This window comes from Rhodococcus sp. ARC_M12 (genome assembly GCF_022810385.1).
Classification (GTDB): domain Bacteria; phylum Actinomycetota; class Actinomycetes; order Mycobacteriales; family Mycobacteriaceae; genus Rhodococcoides; species Rhodococcoides navarretei.
Window position 1 is genome coordinate 1 of sequence record NZ_JALGQI010000025.1, and the last position, 18,367, is coordinate 18,367.

Genomic DNA, 18,367 nt, shown 5'->3' on the forward strand with positions numbered 1-18,367 from the left:
CGATCGCGCCCAACAGGCCTACTACGACCGACACCCCGAACGGTTCCGCCGCCGCCCCTGCACACCACAACCGCCCGCAACCGTCGGAATCAACAACAACCGACTCCAGACAGCTTGACATTGAGCGGCACCTGACGAATGCGCGCGCGTTTGCGCCCCTACCCGATCCACCCGAGAACCGGCCGGCACCCAACTCGTCCCCTATGACCGTCAACTACTCGCAGCGAAGCCAGAACACCCCCGTCCCCCGCAAACGCGCGCGCGTTTGCCATACGCGCGCAAAACAGTGCCCGCCGGACTGGCAAATCCGCGCGCACCTGACGAATGCGCGCGCGTTTGCGCCTACCCGATCACTCGGCTCCCTTGCGCGGCGAGTCATCCCCCGTCACCGAATCCGGCTCCTCGTAGGTGACCGTGATGTCCTGGAATCCCTTGTTGCGCTGCGCTTCTGCCTGGCCGGTATAGGAGTTCTTGTCACCCTCGGTGAGTTCGACGTTGTCGGTGAACGGCGTCAGCAGCGCCCGGGGATGCAGGTGATCGACTCGCACGGCGTTGATTTCGATGCACAGCACGATCAGCACCGATGCGACGTACAGGAAGCCCAAAAGGCCGAGGACGATCGCGAAGATCCCGTTGCTGACGCTGGCATTGCCGACGACATAGCGAATGTAGATGCCGCCGAACGATTGCAGTGCCTGCCAGATCACCGCGGCGATCGCAGCACCGGGCAGGACCTCGCGCACGGTCAGGGCGCGCGCAGTCCCGATTCGGAACGCAGCAGTGAAGACCACTGCGTTGACCACGACCGCTCCGACGAGTGCCAGTGCACCGCCGGCAAAGCCGAACACGCCCGAGGACGCGACGCCGTTGAGGACGGTCAGGCCGATGATGGCGGTGCCGACGGTACTGAGCAGCACCAGCCCGCGCAGCCGGCCCTTGATCGGGTCCGGTTGTTCGTTTCGCGGGACGGACCATGCGGTGTTCATTGCGTACTGCGCGGCCAGAGACACGCCGAGTCCGCCGTACAGCGACCCCACGACGCCAATGACGATGGCTGTCGTCCCTCCGCTGAGCCGGTCCGGCTGAGCGAGTTGATCACCGATGACGGGGATCTGACTCATCGCCGAGTCGATGATGCGGGTCTGCAGTTCCGGGTCGCCGGCCAGCACGATCCCCAACACCGTCGTGAACAGCAGCAGTAGCGGAAACAGCGAGAGGAACGAGTAGTACGCGATCAGCGCTGCAAGATAGCCGCCTCGGTCGTCGAGAAACTTGTACAGCACTGCCACCGGGAAACCCGCCGACGGGTGTTTGCGCTGATAACTGTCCACTCTCGCGACCATCATCGGTCGAATGTATCCACAGCGGACCGTCAGGAAACGTAGGTGGCATGTGTGACCCAGATCTCAGCATGCGAACGTGCGCTTTCGCCGACGGGCTCCGACCAACTCTTCAGTACCAACAGGGCACGAGGAAAGGAACTCACATGAGCTTCATCGACAAGGCCAAGAATGCAGCAGAAGACGCCATCGGCAAGGCGAAGGAAGTTGTGGGCGACGCCACGAACAACAACGACCTCGAGGCCGAGGGCAAGAAGGACCAGGGTTCCGCAGGCGTGAAGAAGGTCGGCGAGAACATCAAGGACACCTTCAAGTAGTTCGTACTCGCGAGGGCCGTCGATCTCTTGATCGACGGCCCTCGCTATGTTCTCGGGTGCCGCGGCCGACGCTCATCGGTTCTACGTACAACCTTCCCGACGACAACGTATAAAATGCACGAAGCCGACAGTGTCGGCCGATACGGGCGTCCAGCAGAAGGCGCATGATCGTGGATCTCTCCGACGAGAGGGCGGCAGGGGTCCCATGCGAGAGGACCGTGTGCATGCCGCACTCTTCAATCGAAGACAACACCGCCGCATCGGCTGACGCCTCCACTCTGGCCCAGTTCGCCCGCTCGCTGCGCGAAACCCGGCGCTCGATGCCGCAGACACTGGACGAGATTCTGCGCACGGCCATCACGATGATCCCGGGTGCGGTCACCGGGTGCATCACCACGGTGAACAAGGGCGAGCGGACGGTGGTCGCCTCCACCGATCCGGTCGCAGAGAAGCTCTGTCGCCTGCAATACGAGCTGGGGGAAGGCCCCATTCCCACCGAGGTTCATCACCTCGACGTCGTCGTCGCCGACGATCTGACCGACGAGAATCGCTGGCCACAGTTCGCTGCCTCCGCCGTCGAAGAGGGATTCAAATCGCTTGCTGCGTTCCAGCTCTTCAGCAATGCCGACGACATCGGTGCGCTGGTCCTCTACAGCGACGAGACACGCGCATTCAACGCCGATGCGGTGGTCATCGGTGAAGCTCTGGCGGCCCACGCGGCCATCGCGATGCTCAGCGCCCGCGACAACGAGCAGTTCCGGACCGGTCTGGCCAGTCGAGACATCATCGGCCAGGCCAAGGGCATGATCATGGAGCGTTACGACCTCGACGCGGTTCAAGCGTTCGACCTTCTGGCCAAGCTGTCCCAGCAACAGAATCTCCCGCTGCACCGGGTGGCTCGTGATCTGGTGGAGACCGACCACCCGACGAACTCGACCTTCTGACGACCCGACGGGGTTTCGATTCGCTGCTCGCGAGGAATGGCTGTCAGTGGTATCGGCAGGCAACAAGCGATACCCGCGGGCGGTTATGTCGTTGAGACAACAGCGATCGACCGCCCGTCGCTACCGCTCTGGTTGACATCTCGGACACCACCATGTTCGACGCCTGTCCGGGTCACCCGGTATCTCGGCAACCACTCGAATCGGCGTCCCACACCGCAGGCACGGCTGTCCGGCTCGACCGGCAACCCAGTGCGAGCGACCCTTTCGAGTGTCTCCGGTGGTCACCTGCATCGCGCCCGGCACTGTCGCCGAATGACGCATCGCTCGTTCGAGCAGCGCTACCAAACGCTGCGCGTCGACATCACCCGAGGGCGTCCACGGCCACAGCCCGCGGAGAAAGCACAGCTCGTTGGCCCACAAGTTTCCCGGACCGGCGATCACCCGCTGGTCCAGCAGCGTCGAAACGATCGGCCGCCTTCCCTGAGCGGTGATGTTGGCTGCTCCGAGTTCGGCGTTGAACACCGGATGCAACGGGTCCGGTCCGAGATCTGCGATCAACGCATTCATGTCCCCGGTCCATCCGTAGTCGACCACCGGCAGCAAAATTCCGTAGGCCGTCGGCCCGTCGACCACGGCGAGCCGAACGCGCACGTCGGGCCGTACGCGCTGCGGAATCGATCGGCCGGCCCGCACCACCGTCCACGATCCGCTCATTCGTAGATGCGTGTGCAGCGTTGTGTCGTCGTCGAAATCGGTGAGGAGATGCTTCCCGTGCGTCCGATGCGCGACGACGCGTCGCCCGGCCAGATTCTCCACCGCGTGCGCGGGCACCTGCAGCCTTCCGGCCCGCAACAGTGCGCCATCCAATGCTCGACGCAACCTCGCGGCCAACACGAACACGGTGTCACCTTCGGGCATGATCTCTGGGTATCCCGCTCGAACGGAACGCAATCGCCCCCGCGGGCGGCAATTCTGCATTCGTCGCCCCTTCTGTAGCAGATTGCTACACTGGAAATTGCCGCCGAAAAGGGAGTAGCCGTGACCAACGTCGCAGACCGGGTGACTCGTTTCCCATCGGACCTCGTGGACGATGCTGCTGCCGAAGGTGCGCGAGAGAACCGCTCGGCAAGACAACAATTGGAACACTGGGCCCGCATCGGCCGTGAAGTGTCGACTCAGAGGGGAATCCCTCGCCGACGAGTCGAAGCCGCGCTCGCCGGCCGAACTCCTCTTTCCGACTTATCGCCGGAAGAGGGAGTTGTGTTCAACGCCGAGACGGCGGCAGCACTCGAAGAATCTCTCACCAGCGGCAACCACCTCGCCGAGCGCACCGCGCAGGGTCGAACGACCGTGTTCCTCGATGATCACGGTCGGGTTGTGAAGCACCTTCCCGACGGTACCCAGATCGTGTTGTGAGACGTCTCGATCTGATTGTCGGACCGAACGGATCAGGCAAGACGACGTTCGTCGAGCAGAGATTGTTTCCGATCTTGCCGATGAGCACCTTCGTCAACGCCGACATCATTGCGAAGCAGAACTGGCCGGATTCTCCGGAACACCAATCTTACGAAGCAGCCAAAATCGCTGCACACATTCGTGATTCGCTCGTCGAGCGAGGTGAGTCGTTCATCGCCGAGACCGTGTTCTCGCATCCGTCCAAGCTCGATTTCGTCGCCGCGGCGAAGCAAGCAGGTTATGTCGTTGTGCTTCACGTGATCATGGTCCCTGTCGAGTTGTCTATTGCGCGAGTTGCTGTGCGGGTCGAAGAAGGGGGCCACCACGTGCCGGAGGACAAGATTCGCGAGAGATACACACGATTGTGGCCCTTGGTTTCACGGGCGATCGATCTGGCAGATCAGTCGACCGTGTACGACAACTCGCGGCCGGATGTGACCGCAATCGTCGCTCGCTACGTCGAGGGCGACGCTGTCGGCGACACGCACTGGCCGGCGTGGGCCCCGAAAGAGCTCATCGACAGACCGTGAGCCTACGGTGCCACCGACGACCGAAGAATTCCCGACGGCGTCGGCCGCAACACCGATGCGAGTTCGGCCAGGGGAACCGGCGCCTCGACGAGGGCTTCCCACGGGTACGTCGCACCGGTGTCGTGCAGGAAGGCAACGGCCTGGTGGAGGTGCCGCGGCTCGTAGTTGTGGATGCCGGTGATGGTCAGCCAGTTTCGGACCACTGCTTCGGGGTCGACGGTGATCGGCAGGCCCGGAGCGACCGATCCGGCGAGCACGAGCCGCCCACCGACATCGAGCCGCTCCGACGCCGCCTGCACAGCCGAGGACGATCCGGAGAAGTCGATCGCCACATCCGTCCGTGCACCGTCGTCCGCCGCGGCCCCGAACGCACGAGAGTTACTTTGCCGCTCCGGATCTCGATCGAGAACCGACACCGATGCTCCTCGCTCGCTCGCCGCCGCGGCGGCGGTGACCCCCAGCATTCCGGCCCCGACGATCAGTACTCGTCGGCCGTCGAGATCACCCGCCGCCTCGAGAGCCGCCATCACCGTCGCCGTTGCACAGGCAGCGGGCGCGGCGACGGCATCGGGCATGGTGTCGGGAACCCGAGCCACCGTGGTTCCACGCGGGACCACGATATGTCGGGCATAGGAGCCGCTGAGAACCCAAGGGCTCTCGGCGGACTCGTGCCCCACCTTGCGCACAGCCGAGCATTTGGCCGTGAAGCCGGACGTGCACCGGGCGCACCGACCGCAGGGCACGGTCACCGACCAGACGATCCGATCACCCACCTCTGCAGACGACGTCGCATCACCGACGCCAACCACGCGACCGACGGCCTCGTGCCCGAGTACCGACGGGCACGCACCGGTGCGTCGTCCCGACACCGTGTGAAGATCGCTCCCGCACACCGTCGCGAGGTCGACGCGCACCAGCAGGTCACCCGACTCGAGCGCGGGAATCTCGATGTCCCACATGTCGATCCCGCTCCCCGTCCATACGGCGGCCTGTGTCAGACCAACAGTGATCTGATCCATCCGGAGATCCTTTCCACGATGTACACGACGACGAAGATGACGAGAACGATCGCACCGGCGACGTCGAAGTTCAGGGTCCGAATCGACTCGAAGAGCAGGAAGCCGATACCGCCTGCACCGACTATCCCCAGGATGGTGGAGGTACGAATGTTCACGTCGAGCAAATACAAGCTCGAACCGACCATCCCCGGAATCGCCTGCGGAACCACGGCACTCAGTGTCCGATTCCACCAACCACCGCCGACCGACGCCACTGCTTCGAGGGGACCGGGATCGATCTCCTCGATCGCGTCGGCGACAAGTTTGCCGAGGAATCCGACGGATCCGATGGCCAGTGCGCAGGTTCCCGCCACCGGGCCGAGTCCGAGCGCCGCGACGAACACGACAGCAAGGATGAGTTCGGGGACAGCGCGAACGAGCAGGATCCACGATCTCGCGATCCAGTACACCGTGGGGTGCGGAGTTGCGTTGCGCGCAGCCAGAACTCCGACGGGTATCGACAGTACGATACCGATTGCGGTGGCCACGACTCCGATGGCGACGGTCTGTACGGCGGCGTCGAACAGGTCCGCTCCCAGCGCGGAGAAGTCCGGTGGGACCATTCGCCCGAACACCTCGATCGAGGGCCCGATCCACGTCAGAAGCGAGCGCGGATCCAAATCGAGAACAACGAACGACGCCACGACCGCGAAGACGAGCACAGCCGACGCCCCGATCCGCATCAGTCGATCGCGCTGCGGACCGGCCGTGGACGGCACGAGCAGCATCCGGCGAAGGGCCATCGCTGCCAATTCCATCGCGGCGATGATCACCAGGATCACCAGCACGATTCCGAGAGCGCGCGGGTAGATCAGTCCACGCAGCGCGTCCTGCAGGGCGAATCCGATACCGCCCGCCCCGACGAAGCCGAGGACCACCGACATGCGCAGGTTGATGTCTATTCGATAGACGAAGGCTCCGATCCACGCCGGAACGACCTGCGGTACAACGGCGTTGGTCATCTCTCGGTAGTAGCCGGCCCCGGCGGCCCGGAGCGCCTCTCGCGGTCCCACGTCGGTCTCTTCGATGGCGTCGGCGAACAGCTTGCCGAGCATACCGATGGAATGCAGTGCGAGAGCGAGGATGCCGGGTAGCACCCCGATTCCCAACGCCCTGACGAACAGCACCGCGAACAGCAGATCCGGCATCGCCCGGCAGAAGGTGATGACAGCGCGAGCGATGCTGTACAGAACCGGGTGCGGCGAGGTGTTCCGTGCCGCGAGAAACGCCAACGGTACCGAGACGATCGCTGCGAGCACGGTGCCCAGGACTGCCATCAGCAATGTATCGAGTGCGAGAGAGACGATCCTGCCGGTGTCGTCGCCCCGGGGCGGCAGCATCCGCTCGAGCAGGTTGCCGACATCCTCCAGACCGTCGATCAACGTCGTCGGCGCGAAATCGATGTAGCCCGCCGAGAGCACGGTGAGAACGAGGGCGGCGACGCCCAGCGCCGGGAACAGCCATCGAGGTCGCCGCGGACCATTCTGTGCTGCAGTGTTCGTCGGCTTCGGATCGACGGTGACGGTCATGTCGGTGCCACCGTGGTCATGTTTCCGGGGTCGGGCGCGATCCGCTGATAGATCGGCATGATGTCCTCACGCTGGAGGCCGTCGGCCGGGCGATCGAGCACCACCCGACCGTCTCGGAGACCCACGAGTCGATGCGCCCAGCCGAGCGCGAGATCGACCTGATGCAGGGTGCACACCACGGTCAGCTTCTCCTCGCTGCACACCCGCTGCAACAGATCCATCACCGCGCCCGCGTTCTCCGGGTCGAGCGAGGCAACCGGCTCGTCCGCGAGCACGATCCGCGGACGCTGCATCAGGGTGCGGGCGATCGCCACCCGTTGCTGCTGCCCGCCCGACAGCGTGTCGGCACGCCGTTCGGCGAAGTCCGCCAACCCGACTCGGTCGAGGCACGCCCGGGCTTCCTCCCGCATTGCTTTCGGATAGGTCAGCGCGCCGTATCGCGGAATCGACAGGCGGCCGATGCCCCCCCACGAGTACGTTCTCGAGGCAACTCAACCGACCGACGAGGTTGAAGTGCTGAAAGATGAACCCGACATCTCGGCGCAGTTCACGTACACGGCGGCGGTTCGCAAGATCGACACGAATGTCGAGGGCGGAGACGCTCCCCGAGGTGACGGGATGCAGGCCGTTGATGCACCGCAACAGTGTCGACTTCCCGGAGCCCGAAAGCCCGAGCAGAACCAGCATTTCACTGCGGTGCACGTCGAGGTTCACATCCTGCAACGCGGTGGTCGACCCGAACGTCTTCGTCACGTTGCGGATGCTGACCACCACGTCACGGGGGTCCATCGGTGCGGACTTCATCAGCCCGCGCACTTCTCGGAACCGGTGACCTCGCATACGTGGCGCACGCCGTCGTAGTCGCTGTCCTCGGCCGGCACGACCCCCCAAGCGTCCTCATCGGTGATCCGGCATTCCTCGGCGCAGATGCCGTCCGCGATGAAAGCATCCGAGTTCATGCCCTCGCTGAAGACGTCTTCGAGCTTGGCGATGGCCTCGGTACCCAGATCGTTGTTGGCGGCGAAGAGCGAGCCGGCGATCATCTCGGACTTCCACACCGTCTCGAGCTCACCGGGTGCCAGTTCACCGTTGTCGATCATCGTCCGGTCGACCATGGTGTCGAACGCGAATCCGGCGTCGCAGTCTCCGGCCTTGACGGCAAGTGCCGATGCATCGTGTCCGCCGGCGTAGATCGGGGTCATCGCCGCGGAGATGTCGGCCTCGGAACCGGAGGCGATCACGTTGTTCTCGATCAGTCCCGCTGTGGGGTAGAGGAATCCGGAGGTGGAGCTCGGATCGACGAAGCAGACTTTCTTTCCCGCATAGTCGGCGAGGCCGTTCACCGAGGCGTTGTCCGAGCGAGTGATTCCGTACGACTGGTAGCCGGGAGGAGTCCCTTCGTCCTGGACGACGGCCCCCAGCGGTGTCATGTCCGCACCGTTGATTCCGGCGACGACGTAGGCGAAGGGTCCGAAGAACGCGATGTCGACGTTCCCCGCGATCAAGCCCTCGACCACACCGGCGTAGTCCGAGGCCTGGATGAACTCGACGGTTGCTCCGGTCTCGTTCTCCAGCCGCTCGATGACGGGGTCGTAGCTGGCTTTCAGGTCGGTCGAGTTCTCGGCGGGAATTGCGGCGAGGGTGAGGGTTTCGGGGAATCCCTGTTCGGTGGTGGCTCCGTCGGAGGAGCTGGAGCAACCGGCTGCGACCAGAGCCGCAGCAGAGAGCATGGCCGCGGCGGTACCGGCACGACGGCGAGAGGTGATGATCATGGCGTGGTGTCCGTTCGGGGTGTGGTGGATGATCAGGGCAGAACGATGGGGGGAAGGTCGGCGACGCTGTCCAGAACGTGAGTCGCACCGGCCTCGCGCAGCTGGTCCTCGGAGTGAGCTCCGCTGAGCACACCGACCAGCAGAGATGCGCCGGCTCGGCGACCGGACAGAATGTCGCTCGACGTGTCACCGACGACGGCGACCGAGGAAATGTCGGTCACCTCGGCGAGCAGTGCGGCCGAGAGCACGAGATCGGGGTGCGGACGGCCACGACCGGCGCTCCCGGGTGCGAGGAAGGCGTCGGGCAGATCCCGCCAGCCGAGCGCATCGATGATGCGATTCTGGGTGGGTACCGAAAATCCGGTCGTCAGGACGACGGTGATTCCGGACTCGCGAAGCTTCGTGATCGCCTGGGCTGCACCGGGTACGGGTGAGACCCCGTCGTCGATGCGCGCGTCGTAGGCCGATTCGAAGGCGCGGTTGGCGGCCTGGGCGCGGTCCTCCGTTCCGAACAGGGCACGGAAGACCTCGATCTTGGACTGACCCATCGTGTCCAGGACGTAGCGACGGGCGGCATCGCGTTCCGGACCGGCGTCGGCAAGTCCGACTGCGGTGGCAGCGGCATCGAACGATTCGAGTACCAGACCGTCGTCGGTGACAGTGGTTCCGGCCATGTCGAGGACGACGAGTTCGATGGCGGTGCTGGCGTTCGGGCTGGTGGAGTTCGGCATGGGCACGAGACTGCCGTTTGGTATAGACCATCGCGTGGAACCCCGGTGAACGGATCGTGAACGTCGAGCGACAATTAGGTCTAGACCAATTGATGCTATGGTCGATACATGGTTGTGGACTCCGAACCTCGCGTTCTCAAGCACCAGATCGTGCGGAGAAGTCTGGACGCCATGCTCGACGGCATGTCGGCAGGCGACGCGTTTCCTTCCGAGCGTGATCTCGCCGAACGATACGACGTGTCCCGCGAGACACTGCGTCAAGCAATCCGAGAGCTGTTGGTAGCCGGTCGAATCGAACGACGGGGCCGTGCGACGGTGGTTGCCGAACCCAAAGTGGTGCTGCCGTTGGCGATCGGCTCGTACACCGAGGCCGCGCGCGAGAAGGGTATGACCGCTACTCGAATTCTGGTCGGCTGGGACGTGTTCCGAGCCGACGACGTTCTGGCGGATCTACTCGGAGTCGAGACAGGTTCGGAGGTGGTGCAACTCGAACGCGTCTTCACCACCGGCGACGTTCGAGTGGGACTGGAAACGACTCGCATACCCGCGTATCGAATCCCGGGGTTGCAGAGCAGTTTCGATCACCGTTCGTCGCTGTATGCCGAATTGGCAGCACGGGGAGTCACTTTCGGACGCGTCGTCGATACCATCGAAACCGTCCTCCCCGACGCCCGAGAAGCAGCACTGCTCACCGTCGACACCCGGACACCGATGTTTCTGCTCGGCCGGGTCTCCTACGACACGGACGGGGTTCCTATCGAACACCGACGGTCGCTCTATCGCGGAGACCGGATGACCTTCACCGCCGTCATGAACGCCTGACATGACCTCTCGAGAAAGACGCTGCTCATGACATCCACTTACGACGTCGTCGTCGTCGGGGCCGGCATCGTCGGCCTCGCACACGCCTATCACGCTCACCGGCGGGGACTCACCGTGGCGGTCGTCGATCATGCCGATCGCGTCGCAGGTGCCTCGGTGCAGAATTTCGGACACGCCTGCATCACAGCGCAATCCGATACTGCACTGGCCTACGCCCGAGCCGGCCGCAGCCACTGGCTCGACCTCGCCCGCACAGCAGGCTTCTGGGCTGCGGAATCGGGGACACACTGCGTAGCCCGGCACGAGGACGAGTTCGCGGTGCTCGAGCAGTTCGCCGAACTGCGGGGTGCGGAGCAGGCACAACTGCTGGACCGCACCGCGACACTGGACCGACTTCCCATTGCCGACACCGATGTGGTCGGCGGCATGTATCTGCCGCTCGACATCCAGGTGGACCCACGTGCAGCCGCCCCCGCCATCGCACGTTGGCTCGAGAGCTCCGGCGTGGATTTCCACTGGCGCACTGCGGCAACGTCGTTCACCCCGGGCGTCGTCCACACCTCGCGCGGCAACCTGCATGCCGGCACCACGTTCGTCACCGTCAACCACGACATCGATCGCCTGTTTCCCGAAAGCGCCGAACGCAGCGGACTGGTGCGGTGTCGACTGCACATGCTGCGCGCCACCCTGCCGCTGCGTGCTCCGCTCCCCTCTCCCCTGTTCACCGGCTGGTCACTGCTCCGGTACTCGGGCTTCGAGAACCTGCCCGCCGTCGCAGACGTCGCCGCTCGCCTGCAGGCCGAGTATCCCGGCTACGTCGAACTCGATCTGCACCAGATGTACACCCCACAACCGGACGGGTCGATTCTCCTGGGCGACACCCACGTTCGCGAGATCACCACATCACCGTTCCAGAGCGAGGAGGGATTCCAGGTGCTGCTCACCGAAGCGAAGGCGCTGTTCGGCGTCGACCGCGTCGACGTCACCGAGCGCTGGCAGGGCACCTATTGCTCGGCACCGGGTTCGGAGTTCCTGCTCGAAGAACCCGTTCATGGCGTGCACATCGTCACCGTCACCACCGGGATCGGTATGACCACCAGCATGGGACTGGCCCTGGCCGGAGTGGACAACGCTCTGATGCGGGCCTGATCACCCGAACAAGCTCTGACCTAGATAGCCACCTTCCGCTACTCCCGGCAGTATTGCGAACACGGCAGACCCGATCGGCGTCGTCCATTCGTTCAGCGCATCGAATTCGTCGAGGCGCTGTTGAATCGGCAGGAACTGGGTGAGCACATCGCGCTGATAGCTCGCGAACAGCAGACCGGAGTTCGAGACCGACCCTGGATCCGGTGGATCGTCGTAGTTGTACGCGCGCCTGAAGATTCGCTCGCCGTCGTGAGCGTGCCGCGCCCGAGCAATGTGGGACGACGGCGGGATGACCGGAATACCGAATCGATCGGTCGCGTCGAACTCGGCCTCGTCGAACTCGGCGGTTCCGGTCAACGGCGCACCGGTGTCGAGGGTTCGCCCCACCGACAGTTCCCGGCCGGGTCGGTCCAGCTCGTCCCAGGTGTCCATCTCGATTCGGATGCGCCGCAACACCATCGACGTTCCATGCTTCATCCAGGGCTGATCGCTACCGTCATCCCAGACCAGACCGTCGAAGTCCATGCTTCCTGCTGCGGGATTGACGGTGCCGTCGACCTGTCCCATCAGATTGCGCATCGTGGTGCCCGATTCCTCGGTACCCCGCGAGCGCCGGAATCCGCGCTGTGTCCAGGCGATCGTCACCAACGAGCGAACGTTCTTGGTGAGTACCCGCACTGCGTGTGCCACGGTGACGGGATCGTCCGAGCACACCTGCAGCAGCAGATCGCCGCCGGTGAATCCCGGTTCCAGACGGTCGATTCCGAAGGCAGGCAGCGGTGCCAGCCACGACGGCCGCCGGTCCGGCAGACCGATCGCATCGAACACACCGGCACCGAGGCCGACGGTCACCGTCATGCGGGCGGGCCGAAGCGCCAGTTCGGCTTCGGTATCGGCCAGCGCGGGCGCACCGGCAGTCAGCCGCCCGATATCTTCGGTCCACACTTTCAGGATCCCGATCAGCTCGTCGCGCCCGACACGATCCTGCAGATTCAACCCGACGAACGTCGAGTGTGCCTGCGGCGGAACGGTATCGATTCCTGCCTGATGCAGTCCGCGCCACGGCACCGTGTTGCTTCCGGTGACCGTCTCCTCAGCTCGGTCGGTCATTCCGTAACCGGTCGCGGCTCCCACGCCCGCGACGCCGAGCGCGGCGACGCCTCCGCCGAGGAGGCGTCGCCGGCTCAGCGAACGTGGTGACCGGTTCTCGTTCTCAGCCACCGTGCGCCGGCGCAGGGGTCGCCGACCCGTCCATGTTCATGTTCATGGTGCCGGGCTCGTAGTTCTCCTGAGCACCGGCGAAGTCGCGGACCTGAGCGGTGAACGTCGTCGACGACGCATCCTCGAACTCGAGGGTGAACTCTGCGTCGGCTCCGGGGGTCAGCGGCGATGTCACGTCCATCAGCATCAAGTGATCACCGCCGGCGGCGAGCACATGCGTGCCGCCCGCCGGAATGACGAACCCGCCCTCCTTGGGCCGCATCACCATGGCACCGTCGGCCCCGGTTGCCATCTCGTGCAGTTCCATTCGGCTCGATGCCGGTGATGATGCACCGACCACGTGGACATCGGAGTCGCCGGTGTTCTGTAATTCGGCGAATGCCGCCGTCATACCGGAGTCGGCCGCTTTGACCCATTGCTCGCGGACGACGACGGAATCGGATTCCTTCGCCGCGGCGGCCGGCTCGTTGCTCGAGCATCCGGTGAGAATCAGGCCGGTGACCGACAGTGCGGCCATCAGCGTCGAGGTACGTCGGGACAGGTTCATACGAGTTCGCTTTCATGTTGGGAAGCAGTGGAATTGGCTGTTCTGGTTCGTGCTCGACGGACCGATCCGAGGATCATGTCGACGGCGAGGAACGCAACCAGGCTGAGCCCGAGGAGTGGGACGAACCAGCCGACAGCGACCGCGACCACCGACAGTACGACCGCCGCGATCGGCGAGATGCGGCGAGTACCGCCACGTAGCGGCGGCCGCCCCGCGGTGAGACCGGTCGCCTTGGTGGGGCGGCGTTTCCACCACATCATGTAGCCGCGCACGATGACCGATGCAAGGGCGACTGCGAGAGCAAGCAGGGCAAGCTGATTGGCCACACCGAAAAGCGTGCCCATGTGCAGCTGAATACCCCAGGCCGACAGCTTGGCCGCCAGTGGCCAGTCCGAGAAGTACTGAGTGTCGATCACCGTGCCGGTACTGCCGTCGATCGAGACGGAGTTGTTCGACATCACCCAGGGCTGACGCGTTTCGGCGACGACGAACGCCGTGTCGTCCGACGCCGGGATCGACGCCTCCACTGCTCCGTCGACGGCGTTGGCTTGTGCAATGTCGAGGACCGAATCGATACGCCCGACGTTGTTTTCGATTGTCGACGCATCGGCCGGCATCTCCATCGAATGCCCGGCGTGACCGGAATGGTCGCTCGTCGCCGCGTCGGACGAACCGATCGTCTTCGTGACGGCGGGGGTGGTCCAGCTCAGTGCCGACCGCAGCTCGGTGACGTTCTCACCCGCGTAGGTGGACCAGGTCAGACCGGTGGCGGACAGGAAGATCAGACCGACAGCAATCCAGATACCAGCCACTCCATGCCAGTTCAACGACCGGTTGCGCCCCTTCGACTGTCGATCGAAGGTGAGCAGTCGAGCCTTGTCGCGATTGCGTCGATAGCGCTCGAACCACAGGTAGAGGCCACCGAGCGCGATCACCCACAACCACGAGGCCGCCAGTTCGCTGTAGAGGCGACCTGGCTCCCCCAGATGCAGGTGCCGATGCAACTCGGATATCCAGGTACGCAACGGCAATGCGCTGGACGAGCCGTAGACCGCCAGTTCGCCGACGGACGTCGCGGTGGCAGGGTCGACGAAAACGGCCAGCCGCTGGGATTCGCCGAGGCTCGGGTCGGTGAACAGCACCCGAGTGGTGTCGCCTGCCTCGGCTGCGGGGCGGACGGCGGCGACGGTGAGGTCCGGCCGCTCGGCCTGGGCCGCCTGGATCTGTTGTGCGACCGGCACGGCTGGGCCGGTCGAGTCCACCTGGACGTAATCGCGGTAGACGAGTTGTTCGAGGGTCGGCGCAACGGCGTAGAGGCCGCCGCTGATGGTGGCGATCAGGATGAACGGCGCAACGAGGATGCCTGCATAGAAGTGCAGCCGCAGGATCAGCGGACGCCAGCTACGGGGACTGGTCGGGCGGGTGGGCGGGGAAGGATCGGCGACGCGTTCCATTTCCGGTGTGGACACGAGGACTCGTTTCGTGAGGGCGTGAGTGGGCGCGCGGGTATGCGCGAGGTGGCATCGCACGACGGATCGAGCCGTGCGTAGACGGCGCGAATTCACGACAGTGCGAGGTACAGGATCGAATGCGGCAACAACCCACTACCCGACGCCTGACGAGCAGGGCGAGTGAGACGGTGGGCTGTGCTCAGGCAGTACGAGCCGGTGGTCCTCGGTTCCCACAACCCGAGAGGTCGAGCAGGAGCGTCGATCCCGGGATCCGATACACCGGGAGCGGCGGAGCGATGCGATTGTCGTCGACGACGAGCGCCGTCAGCAGAGGCAAAGCCCTGCGGAGTGAGGTGACTGCACGCCGAATTCCGTGCTCGGCTCCGCGAATGGCGAGTGCGCCGACCAGGATGGCGACCACATGGGCCGCGAACATCTGCTGGGTGATCATCGGACCGTGATGGTGACCGTCGACGACGGTGAGCAGCAGGTGGCCGATCGACTGCGCTACCGCCAGAATCACCAGCAGTTGGACGCGAGGTGCACCGAGCCGCGGTGCCACTGCGGTCGCGTATCCGACGGCAGCGCACGCGAGTGCCAACAGCACGATCGCGGCGTCGGACGGGGGCATCCCGCCACCCATGGTGTGGGCAGAGGCGGTGATCAACGCCGAGAGTCCGCCCACGGAGGCACCGCGCAGAGGCGCGAATCCATCCGTTGGCGCAGACATGGACGGAAGCTTACTACCAACTACACCGAGTAGTAGCTCGAGGCACGTGGTCGCAGGAAGCCGATCCGACGGTCTTTTTCCGGACGGTTATCCTGATCTTCGGTACTCGAACGATCAACGGTCGAGCCTCGGGATCGAGAGTGGACGTACATGGCAGAGAATTCGGACGCGGCTCAAGCGCGGGTGTTCGCCGACATGCTGACCACCGAGATCGCCGCCGCGTCCACTCGAATCGAGGAGTCCCAGCAACTCGCCCGCAAGGCACAGCGAGTCGGCGATTCGCGCAGTCACGTATGGCACAGCGACGAAGCGCAGACGCAGAAGCAGTCACTGTACGAGTTGCATCGCCAGCTGGATGCCCTGAGAAATCGATTCCCCACCATGAATGCCGGCTCGGGAGCATCCATCTGAACGCCCGATCCCCCGGGAGACCGATGTTCGTCGCGGAGTGATCTGCGGGTCAGGCCTTCCCTACGACCGCGCTGATCAGCTCGGCCAGTTCCCCAGTCGCCTCCTCGGGCTTCAGCGATCCGGATACTGCCGCCTGTGACAGCGCTTCCGCTGCTCCGAAGATCGCGGTGATCGACGGTGCCGGAATCTCACCGGAGGGGCAGTACGGCTCGAGAATCGACCGGCAGCGTTCGGAGTACGCGCGTTCCGCCGAGCGTTTGACCTGTTCGAGTTCGGGCGAACCCTCCAGTGCCGCAAGCACACCCGTCAGCTCACGCCCCTGAGCCAACGCGCAGCCCACGTACGAGTCGGCGATGGCGCGGGCACGCCCGTCCAACGACGCGGCCGCGGAATCGAGGGACTCCTCCAGCATCACCGTCTGCCGGTCGTCGAATTCCGTGAACAGCGCGGCCAGGAGTTCGGCGCGCGAGGCGAAATGGCTGTACACCACCGGTTTAGCCACACCGGCATGTTCGGCGAGTCGTCCCAGCGTGAGGGCATCCGCCCCCTCTGCTCGCACGAGAGCCCACGAGACCTCGACCAACTGGTCGTATCGGTCCGAGCGAGACAGTCGCGTCCGAGCCATCGGAGACCTCCTTGCGCTATATACGAATAGTAACCTACTCTTGGTACATAGCCGTTTCACCTCACCGAAGGAACCAGCCATGACCGCACTCGTCGTAGTCTCCCATTCCGACCCCGGCTCCCTGACCCACCACGTCGCCCGATCCGTATCGGACGCGATCCGCACCGCAGGCGGCACCGTCGAGACGGCCGATCTCGCCGCCGAGGGCTTCGATCCACGATTTTCCGACGGCGATCTGAATCTGTTCCGGGGCACAGGAACGACACCCTCGGACGTGCTTGCCGAGCAAGAAAGAATCGACCGCGCCGATCAGTTGGTACTGATCTTTCCCATGTACTGGTGGTCCATGCCCGCCCTGTTGAAGGGGTGGATCGATCGGGTCTTCGTCAGCGGATGGGCCTACGACATCACCGCCGAATACGGCATCGTCAAGAAGCTGGATCGACTCACCGTCCACCTGGTCGTCCTGGCAGGCGACGACGCCGACAGCTTCGAGCGCCACGGGATCGACGTGGCCTTCCGGACGCAGATCGAACGCGGAATCGTCGAATACTGCGGTGCAACAGTCGGATCGACGACCTTCCTGCACGAAACCGATACCAGGAGTCGCGAGGATTTCGCTGCCGAGGTCGCCGATCTGGGTTCTGCCCTGGCTGCCCGAGCGGTCGGTAGCCAGAAGGTCTTCGAGTCGGTCGGTGTTCCGACGCCGTGAGCTTTCGCCGATCAGGCCTGGTCGAGCGACGGGTACTTCTCGAGCGCATCGGCCAGTAATGGACCACCGAACGGAGTCTCGCTCATCTGCTCGAAAGGCAGCCTGAACCCGGTGACGGCCTCGAAAATCCGTTCACCGAGCACGTTGCGATCTCCGACTCCCCGCGTGGCAATGCTTATCTCGTACAGATCCTGTCCGGGTGCACGACGCCTGGACGAGCTCGAGTGCCGCTCGTCGGATTGCCCCGCGCGTTCCGACGCCAAGTCGACACGAGTGCAGTATCGGCCGATCTCGTCGAGAATCGGAGCCGTCGCCGACTCCACCCGAAGGGCGAGATCGTCGGCTTCGTCCGCCGTTGCGTAGAACTGAAACCCGAACTCGATGATGGTCGACTCGTCGAAAGGCTCGGGCGGGTCGGGGGGAAACTCGGCTACAGAGGCCTGCAAGACGTCCGTGCCGCCGACTTTTCCGAGGTCGTCGCGGACGGTTTCGATCAGACACAGCATGGCGTGTCCGGACAGACGCGCGTGGCGGGCGAATATGTCGAGGCCCCCCAGCGCCGTCGGTCGATCGATATCGAGAAGAGAATCGAAGCCGGCGATGGCCAACACCGTTCCGGCACTGCTCGAGTCGCTTCCGTAGCTGTACCGCCCCACGTCTCCGAGACATTCGTTCAGTGCATCGAGATTTCGCCCGTAGTAGCCGGGAAAGGACAGTGCGGTAGCGAGGGCCGTATGCATAGCGGCAACATCGAGCCAGGAGCCGGCATCGAGGCGGTGCACCACATAGTCGAGATCTGCCAGGTGCGCGCTCGCGGTGTCGAGTCCGAAACGGTCTCGATACCGATGGACGGAACCGTTCTGTAGCAGTTGCCAATCGAAGCCCCGGGCCTGAACGACGAACAGTTCGTGATCGGTGGGGTCGAAAATGACTGCTCTGCTGGAATTTCGCTCGCACACGCGGCGTGCCGCTTGGTCCTGCCATTCGGGCATGGGCATCCATCGAGCATGTCATGGACTTTCG

Annotated in this window: 20 protein-coding genes and 1 pseudogene; 8 read left to right on the forward strand and 13 right to left on the reverse strand. The window is 64.4% G+C overall.

Annotated features, from left to right (window positions below):
- Positions 1–350 precede the first annotated feature (350 nt).
- On the reverse strand, positions 351–1,343 hold the full coding sequence (locus MTX35_RS24270; protein ID WP_243597412.1) for a YihY/virulence factor BrkB family protein: 993 nt from the start codon (positions 1,341–1,343) through the stop codon (positions 351–353).
- Positions 1,344–1,486: 143 nt separating this feature from the next.
- Here MTX35_RS24270 and MTX35_RS24275 point away from each other — a divergent pair, with 143 nt between their 5' ends.
- A complete protein-coding gene (locus tag MTX35_RS24275; protein ID WP_243596365.1) occupies positions 1,487–1,657 on the forward strand; it encodes a CsbD family protein in 171 nt (56 codons plus the stop codon).
- 224 nt (positions 1,658–1,881) lie between these two features.
- Entirely contained in the window at positions 1,882–2,601 is a 720-nt protein-coding gene (locus MTX35_RS24280; protein ID WP_243597372.1) for a GAF and ANTAR domain-containing protein, read from the forward strand.
- 120 nt (positions 2,602–2,721) lie between these two features.
- Here the strand turns inward: MTX35_RS24280 and MTX35_RS24285 are convergent, their stop codons facing one another.
- Positions 2,722–3,519: a DNA-formamidopyrimidine glycosylase family protein gene (locus MTX35_RS24285; protein ID WP_243597373.1), complete on the reverse strand. Its 798-nt coding sequence runs from the start codon at positions 3,517–3,519 to the stop codon at positions 2,722–2,724.
- A 120-nt stretch (positions 3,520–3,639) separates the two neighbouring features.
- Here MTX35_RS24285 and MTX35_RS24290 point away from each other — a divergent pair, with 120 nt between their 5' ends.
- The gene (locus MTX35_RS24290) at positions 3,640–4,017 is read left to right on the forward strand and encodes a ParD-like family protein (RefSeq protein ID WP_243597374.1); all 378 of its coding nucleotides are present in this window, start codon (positions 3,640–3,642) and stop codon (positions 4,015–4,017) included.
- A complete protein-coding gene (locus tag MTX35_RS24295) occupies positions 4,014–4,586 on the forward strand; it encodes a zeta toxin family protein (RefSeq protein WP_243597375.1) in 573 nt (190 codons plus the stop codon). The genes MTX35_RS24290 and MTX35_RS24295 overlap by 4 nt, the downstream gene beginning before the upstream one ends.
- A gap of 2 nt (positions 4,587–4,588) precedes the next feature.
- On the opposite strand, the gene MTX35_RS24300 is transcribed toward MTX35_RS24295, so the two are convergent.
- From MTX35_RS24300 to MTX35_RS24320, 5 genes and pseudogenes are all read right to left on the reverse strand, one after another.
- Positions 4,589–5,605: a zinc-binding dehydrogenase gene (locus tag MTX35_RS24300; protein ID WP_243597376.1), complete on the reverse strand. Its 1,017-nt coding sequence runs from the start codon at positions 5,603–5,605 to the stop codon at positions 4,589–4,591.
- Entirely contained in the window at positions 5,581–7,173 is a 1,593-nt protein-coding gene (gene phnE, locus MTX35_RS24305; protein ID WP_243597377.1) for a phosphonate ABC transporter, permease protein PhnE, read from the reverse strand. Before phnE ends, MTX35_RS24300 begins: the two co-directional genes overlap by 25 nt.
- Positions 7,170–7,977, reverse strand: a pseudogene (phnC, locus tag MTX35_RS24310) (phosphonate ABC transporter ATP-binding protein). The gene phnE and the pseudogene phnC overlap by 4 nt, the downstream one beginning before the upstream one ends.
- Complete coding sequence (locus MTX35_RS24315; RefSeq protein ID WP_243597378.1) at positions 7,977–8,945, reverse strand: phosphate/phosphite/phosphonate ABC transporter substrate-binding protein; 969 nt, start codon at positions 8,943–8,945, stop codon at positions 7,977–7,979. Before MTX35_RS24315 ends, phnC begins: the two are co-directional and overlap by 1 nt.
- Before the next feature lie 32 nt (positions 8,946–8,977).
- Positions 8,978–9,676: a phosphonatase-like hydrolase gene (locus MTX35_RS24320; protein ID WP_243597379.1), complete on the reverse strand. Its 699-nt coding sequence runs from the start codon at positions 9,674–9,676 to the stop codon at positions 8,978–8,980.
- Positions 9,677–9,784: 108 nt separating this feature from the next.
- Here MTX35_RS24320 and MTX35_RS24325 point away from each other — a divergent pair, with 108 nt between their 5' ends.
- On the forward strand, positions 9,785–10,498 hold the full coding sequence (locus tag MTX35_RS24325) for a GntR family transcriptional regulator (protein WP_243597380.1): 714 nt from the start codon (positions 9,785–9,787) through the stop codon (positions 10,496–10,498).
- A gap of 27 nt (positions 10,499–10,525) precedes the next feature.
- Complete coding sequence (locus MTX35_RS24330; protein ID WP_243597381.1) at positions 10,526–11,647, forward strand: TIGR03364 family FAD-dependent oxidoreductase; 1,122 nt, start codon at positions 10,526–10,528, stop codon at positions 11,645–11,647.
- Here MTX35_RS24330 and MTX35_RS24335 read toward each other — a convergent pair whose 3' ends face one another.
- The 4 genes from MTX35_RS24335 to MTX35_RS24350 all read right to left on the reverse strand — a co-directional run bounded on the left by MTX35_RS24335 (position 11,648) and on the right by MTX35_RS24350 (position 15,596).
- Positions 11,648–12,868 carry a Dyp-type peroxidase gene (locus MTX35_RS24335; RefSeq protein WP_243597382.1) on the reverse strand — a complete coding sequence of 407 codons (1,221 nt, stop codon included), beginning with the start codon at positions 12,866–12,868 and terminating at the stop codon, positions 11,648–11,650.
- Entirely contained in the window at positions 12,861–13,415 is a 555-nt protein-coding gene (locus MTX35_RS24340; RefSeq protein WP_243597383.1) for a copper chaperone PCu(A)C, read from the reverse strand. Before MTX35_RS24340 ends, MTX35_RS24335 begins: the two co-directional genes overlap by 8 nt.
- Positions 13,412–14,884, reverse strand: a complete 1,473-nt coding sequence (locus tag MTX35_RS24345; RefSeq protein ID WP_243597384.1) for a PepSY domain-containing protein — start codon at positions 14,882–14,884, stop codon at positions 13,412–13,414. The genes MTX35_RS24340 and MTX35_RS24345 overlap by 4 nt, the downstream gene beginning before the upstream one ends.
- Before the next feature lie 181 nt (positions 14,885–15,065).
- Positions 15,066–15,596: a hypothetical protein gene (locus MTX35_RS24350; protein WP_243597385.1), complete on the reverse strand. Its 531-nt coding sequence runs from the start codon at positions 15,594–15,596 to the stop codon at positions 15,066–15,068.
- A 150-nt stretch (positions 15,597–15,746) separates the two neighbouring features.
- Here MTX35_RS24350 and MTX35_RS24355 point away from each other — a divergent pair, with 150 nt between their 5' ends.
- Entirely contained in the window at positions 15,747–16,007 is a 261-nt protein-coding gene (locus MTX35_RS24355; protein WP_243597386.1) for a hypothetical protein, read from the forward strand.
- Between the two features lie 49 nt (positions 16,008–16,056).
- Here MTX35_RS24355 and MTX35_RS24360 read toward each other — a convergent pair whose 3' ends face one another.
- Positions 16,057–16,632 (reverse strand): TetR/AcrR family transcriptional regulator, encoded by a 576-nt coding sequence (locus MTX35_RS24360; protein ID WP_243597387.1) that lies wholly within the window; start codon positions 16,630–16,632, stop codon positions 16,057–16,059.
- A 79-nt stretch (positions 16,633–16,711) separates the two neighbouring features.
- Here MTX35_RS24360 and MTX35_RS24365 point away from each other — a divergent pair, with 79 nt between their 5' ends.
- The gene (locus MTX35_RS24365; protein WP_243597388.1) at positions 16,712–17,344 is read left to right on the forward strand and encodes an NAD(P)H-dependent oxidoreductase; all 633 of its coding nucleotides are present in this window, start codon (positions 16,712–16,714) and stop codon (positions 17,342–17,344) included.
- A gap of 11 nt (positions 17,345–17,355) precedes the next feature.
- Here MTX35_RS24365 and MTX35_RS24370 read toward each other — a convergent pair whose 3' ends face one another.
- The gene (locus MTX35_RS24370; protein WP_243597389.1) at positions 17,356–18,342 is read right to left on the reverse strand and encodes a barstar family protein; all 987 of its coding nucleotides are present in this window, start codon (positions 18,340–18,342) and stop codon (positions 17,356–17,358) included.
- Between the last annotated feature and the right edge of the window lie 25 nt (positions 18,343–18,367).